Origin of the sequence: Cohnella boryungensis, assembly GCF_042651945.1 — a bacterium.
Taxonomy (GTDB): domain Bacteria; phylum Bacillota; class Bacilli; order Paenibacillales; family Paenibacillaceae; genus Cohnella; species Cohnella boryungensis.
This window is the reverse complement of the sequence record NZ_JBHSED010000045.1, coordinates 1-5785: the sequence shown is the minus strand read 5'-3', so window position 1 is coordinate 5785 and position 5785 is coordinate 1. Positions and strand designations below refer to the sequence as shown.

Below are 5785 nucleotides of genomic sequence, written 5' to 3'. Positions count from 1 at the left end.
CAATTGATTTAAAGATCTTCCCCCCACCCCCTGTTCTTGACTTGTAATGCTTCGAAGATTCGACAAAATCATCCAGATTTATACTGTCCTTTGGTATAATGTTGTTATACATGTGATTCAATGCTCGTGATTGTGATGTATTCTGAAAATACCATCATTCAAAAATGCTAGGAGAGAAAATGTATGTATACTGGATTTTGGATTGAAGATAAATTTATTTATGGTCCCGTTCAATCAGGTAGGTATTGGATAGAGGATAAATTTATTTACGGACCAAAGAATTCTGGTCGCTATTGGATAGAGGACGGTTTTATATATGGACCAAATGATTCGGGGAAGTACTGGATTGAAGATAATCATATCTATGGGCCAAGAAAAGTATTGCCTTGGTTAGAAGATTAGCCTCGAGTTTCAAAAGTCAGCATCTTCGTATAATAAGGAATTATGCACTGGGTCAGCTTTCTCCATCTCTCAGCCGCCGAGGCATTTCGAAGATTAAATTCCAGACGGATAACCCTCCCGAGCCTAAGTTTGACTAAAACTTGGTTCGTTGCATCATAAGTCTCGCTTGTGGGAGAATACGGGAGCATTATGCAGATTTCTTTAGCACTACTATGATGTAACTCAGGGGAGGACATTTTATGAATTTTCTAGAATCTGCGAGTAAGTTCATTGCGTATAAACAAGAATCGTTCATTCAAGTACAGGGATACGAGAAAGACTTGCTTGTATTCGATAAATTCTTAAAGTCAAAGAAGGTCAATGACGAAACATGGAGTCATTTTCTTGGCGGAGCTAATACAGAACTAGTAATTGATAGTCTCAAGTTTTATATTCAAAGCAGTAATGGCAAAGTGAATGCTATTTCAACTGCAAATCGTTTTGTCTCAGTACTAGTTGAGTATTTTCAATACGCTATAGAAGTACAGCATATTTCTAACAAAGAACTTTATGAAGAAATGAATGCCCCAATTTATAGTGATCGTTCATTTCGATCTAGGATTAACTCCTGGATTTCTAATAACCTTAAAGATAAGGAGTCAATAAGAGTTTTTAGTGAAGTAGAAATAATAGATTTAATCAAGGACTGCAATGAAACATTAGGTATGCTTTTGAATGACGATGATGATTTTGACAAGAAGTTTGTCCCTGCACTCATTTTGAAGCTGATTATTTTTACAGGAATTAAGTACCGAATAGTTCCAAGATTGAAAGTGCAGAGTTTTAATATCAGATATGGAACTATCGATATCAATAATTTTACCATCCACTTGCCGTATAAGCTTATTGATCAATTGGATAAATACTTATCTATAAGAAACAAAAAAAGCTCATCTGACTTTTTATTTATTAAATCCAATGGTGAAGAGTTGTCTGAAAAAACAAGCAATACTGCTTATTTTCTTGGGAGTTTAACAACAAGAACTGATCTAACAGGAATAATTAAATATGCAGTCGTCCAGATGATTAATAAAGGAATTAACACGAGTATCATCTCGGAATTTACTGGCGTTGGAACGACAATACTCGAAGATTGTATGAAGATTACTAACAAGGACATTTTCAATGAACGAAACGCACTATTAGATTCTCGTTTAAGAGAATCTAATGTATATCAATTTTTATAACTTGCAGGTTATTCATGAACTCCGATCCTCTAGATTTCTCTTAAAACTTCATCAACCTGTTCTCTTTCAATATTTTGTTTCCATGCTTCAATTAACTGCTGGACTCTCTTTTTGTGCTTTAAATAAGTTAATCCTGTTAAAGCAGGAAGTAGAGACTCCAAAAAAGATATTCTTTGTTCCATGTAAGGAATCATGCTTCCCAATCCACCATACCCTCTTGGTTCTAGTTGGATTTCTTCAAATAGAACAGGATCAGTATTCAATTTAATGAGATGTAGAAGATGCTTTTTCCTGCGTTCAGTTGAAAGCTTAGCATCAGCGATAGATGAGAACAATATTTTCATGAAATCTGATTTATTAAAATTGATACTGATGAAATGAGACAGCCATTCATCCTGACGTATGATACGATTTTCTGAGTTTTCTCCAACCATTAAAAAGTCTGCAATATAACCTGAAACTTGCCACGGATAAAGACCCTCAATATTAAAGTACGATTTAAAAATATGATCAGCGAGTTGAATAGAATCATCACAATCCCAGATTGCAGATATACGCTTTTCGTCTTCACGGCTCCAAGAGTTTCTATCGTTCAAAGTATCGCTAATAAATTCATCAATAAATGAAGAATCCATAAGTATAAAATTGACAAGATATTTACCGTGATGATCGGTGCTTGTCTCGCAGGAAATCAACTTAAAGTATATTTCTTTCAGTAGGGCCAAATCACTTTTGAATCGTTCATATAGCATGTCTGGATCAGTGCCTTCACCATATGAACCAAACATCGCATGAAAATATAATGAAAAGATGAAGGGAGAATAGTCGTATTTTTTCGCAATAATTCTGCCTGCTTTTACAAATACTTCGTCATCAAATTCTCTATATTTTTCTAAAAATTCAATTTCTCTATATGGTGATGAAGTCATGTTACCCTCATGTAAGGATAAAAAGTCGTATAGCATTTGCACGAATTGTCTAGAAATAGCTTCAGAAGGCAAACTTTTATAAAATGAAAACAGCCATGCATTTTTTTGATCAAACTCAAATTTGTTAATCATGCCATAAGTTTGATCAACACCAACGAACTCAAATAACCTTTTTATTATAGGATCGGGATGTAAGTGTATAGGTGTATTGTGATCGAGATAAGCATCAATCGCATACAAATATAGTTCTTTATTAATTGCCAGATAATCGAATGCGTAATGTAGCCCACCGCCAATGTCCCATGTGTTTTTAGGGTCATTTTTCTCATAAATTGCACATATTCGAAGTATACATTGAATTGTTTCTTGTGTAGCATCCCTAAACAGTTCTCGAATATCGGATTCCTTTAGCTCCTTTTCCTTTCTCCAATCGAACTCCTCTAGGTGGCGTTCGCCCTTTAATACTTTATAAATTAAAAAATCAGGACCATTTAAATAATCATATAAATGTGGCTGTACATCTATACCAACACGTTTACATTGATCTACTACTGTTTTGGCTATAATGCAGTGTGAAAGTCTACACGGGGATAAAAGATTACTGAAAAAACGGATTATATACGGGCAATCAAATTCTACCAGTTCTTTCTCAATTTTATCTCTGTTGAAGTGTCCATATTCTTTAATTATAGTTTCAATTTTTAGTTTATATTCTTCGTATTGATATAATTCAAATAACGCACTCCAGATCAATTCTCGATATTTTCGAGAACCATCGCTTAGTTGAACTGGTATTTGATACATGGTGATTGTATTTCCTCTTCCCATCTCTGAAGGCGAAAATTGCAGCTTTAGAAACTGAGCAGCTACTCTCACAAAAAGGATGCATATTGTTTCATTTCTCCATGTATCAGCATGTTCAATAAATTTATTTATCAGTTGAATCTGCGTCCAATAGTCATAGCGATGTGAATCTTTTTTAATACCGAATGAGTTGTTGATTGTGTGATAAAAATTCATAAAACTTTGCGGCGTTTTTTTGTAATACTCGAATAATAAATCCAAAGCTTCTGGCAGATCATTTCTATCGTAGAATCTGCCTATAATACTCAAAATATCATCATTTACGCTATTATTACGACTTTCTTTCTCAAAATCGATAGAATTAATATCAAATATCCCTTGAGGCAGTCTCTCGATTCTTTCTTTTATCATGATTAATGTTTCTGTCGGCCTTATACTGTGGAATACTTTTACAAAGTCAAAGAACAGAGGATTCTGTGATTTTTCCAAATCATCCCACACAATACGTATTTCTTTTTCAAGTTGATAGTGTGTATCCTCAGAAGCAAAGATATTTCCAAGAGTGTTAACTCCATTAATTACACGTATCTTATAATTTTCGAAGCAAGCTTTAAGCATTACTGATAACGGAATGATCCGCTTATTTATAAATACATACGCAAGCAGATAGTTGCCAAGACACTGATCGGATATTTTTGCAGCCTTGTCGTTGTATATGTCAACCAATTCCAATTCATGTAATCGATAGGAACATGAAATAAATGAAGTATCTGACATACCTATCTTCTCTAGTAGAGGCTTTAAACTTTCCAGACCTTCGAGGTTTATTGCTGTCAGGAAAGCAATTATTCCTGCCACCGCGCACAAATCTCTATCTTGATCGAAAATATTGTTTTTAATGAATTTGCCATAATACCCTTCATACAACTGAGTTGCATCATTAATGCTAGATAATGATTGTGATTCAACTGCAAGCTTGCCCGCAAGAATAGCAAGCCTTGCATTTCCTTCGGCAACTTTAACAATCTTATCGAGATAGTCTGAATTTAATATTTTCAAATTAACTTCTAAAAGCTTCTTTATGTCTTCGTCTGAAAATGTGCTGATCATACAAACCTCTGCATTCGTAAATTCTCGAATTTCATGAATGGTCGTCTGTCTTGCGTAGTCTCTCACGGTCATTACGATCTTCACATCATAGCCTTGTTTATGCTTTGTAAGATATTGCAGTACATGGTGCAGTCCCGAAATTTGGTTTGCATCATCGATCAGTAAAAGATATTTATCGGGTGTATCTAAAAATACTTTTAAGTCTTCATATATAGGAAGGCGATTACTTTGAATACACAACAATCTATAATTGTTTTCTAATGCATATTTTTTACAACACTCTAATGCTAACCTTGTTTTCCCCACTCCGGCGGGTCCTGCAATCAGTATTGCTTCGGAATATTCCATTTTAGTTAACAATTCTAAGATCTCTTTTTCTCTAAACTGGAAGATAGTTGAAAGGGGAGCTGCCATTCCATTCGAATCATAAGCAGATATAAACTCCTCAGAATTGAATATCTGCTCAGTACTTATCGAAACACCTAAGAAATCCCGTGATATTCCGTGGAATCGGGTATAAAGATTACTGGCTAGTTCATCAACTCCATTTAATTGAAGTAATACTCCGTTAGAAGAACAAAGATTGTGCAGGTCTTTGCTTTTTCCTGCAGACAAAGTAGCTGATGTATGGAAATAGATAATTTCCGCAATATCAGATGGAGCTACTCCTGTTTTCTCGACTTTCAAACAATCGCAAATATCTGCGTGTATCTTTTCATAAATATTTGATTGCTGCGTAGTGTACATAACAAAAATGTACTTCCCTCTGGGGTCATGAAAATATGTATCTGGGATACCTTTTGTAGTTTTCATGGTGCCAGATTTCATCCCTAAGGATAATACATTCTCATATCCTAATTTATATAAATACGCATCACATAACTCTTGAAATGCGCCTCCATCAAGCTGTAATATTCTTTGTTTAATATCTGTCAACTTTGACATCGATAATCCTCCCAAAGTTTAATGAGGTGTTTCCCTGTAATCATACTTAAATAAATTCCATGTAATACTTGATTCTCTCTGAAATCAACATCCCCGCGTAACTCCGCTACATAACGAAAGATAGATGTGCCAATAAAACAGGTGAATTAAAAAGTTAAGCGAAGAAAATCCGAAAAAGGGAAGTGATAGTGTCGCAAAAAGCCTTATGGCACACATTTCAACATTCCTCGGTTCGGATATAACAACACATGAATCGCATATATAAGTGTATTATACCAAAGGACAGTATAAATCTGGATGATTTTGTCGAATCTTCGAAGCATTACAAGTCAAGAACAGGGGGTGGGGGGAAGATCTTTAAATCAATTG

General features: G+C 34.7%; 3 protein-coding genes. 2 read left to right on the top strand and 1 reads right to left on the bottom strand.

Translation table 11 applies throughout. The features are described 5' to 3' along the window. The first annotated feature begins 183 nt into the window (after positions 1–183). Both ACFO1S_RS21110 and ACFO1S_RS21105 read left to right on the top strand, forming a co-directional pair. Complete coding sequence (locus ACFO1S_RS21110; protein ID WP_204606400.1) at positions 184–402, top strand: hypothetical protein; 219 nt, start codon at positions 184–186, stop codon at positions 400–402. A gap of 239 nt (positions 403–641) precedes the next feature. Continuing rightward, positions 642–1628 (top strand): hypothetical protein, encoded by a 987-nt coding sequence (locus tag ACFO1S_RS21105; RefSeq protein ID WP_204606401.1) that lies wholly within the window; start codon positions 642–644, stop codon positions 1626–1628. 29 nt (positions 1629–1657) lie between these two features. On the opposite strand, the gene ACFO1S_RS21100 is transcribed toward ACFO1S_RS21105, so the two are convergent. Beyond that, positions 1658–5416 carry an ATP-binding protein gene (locus tag ACFO1S_RS21100; RefSeq protein WP_204606402.1) on the bottom strand — a complete coding sequence of 1253 codons (3759 nt, stop codon included), beginning with the start codon at positions 5414–5416 and terminating at the stop codon, positions 1658–1660. Between the last annotated feature and the right edge of the window lie 369 nt (positions 5417–5785).

What these genes read in the sequence shown, in the direction of transcription:
- ACFO1S_RS21110 (WP_204606400.1), top strand. Translation starts at nt 184, where the DNA reads ATGTATACTGGATTTTGGATTGAAGATAAATTTATTTATGGTCCCGTT.
- ACFO1S_RS21105 (WP_204606401.1), top strand. Translation starts at nt 642, where the DNA reads ATGAATTTTCTAGAATCTGCGAGTAAGTTCATTGCGTATAAACAAGAA.
- ACFO1S_RS21100 (WP_204606402.1), bottom strand. Translation starts at nt 5,416, where the DNA reads ATGTCAAAGTTGACAGATATTAAACAAAGAATATTACAGCTTGATGGA.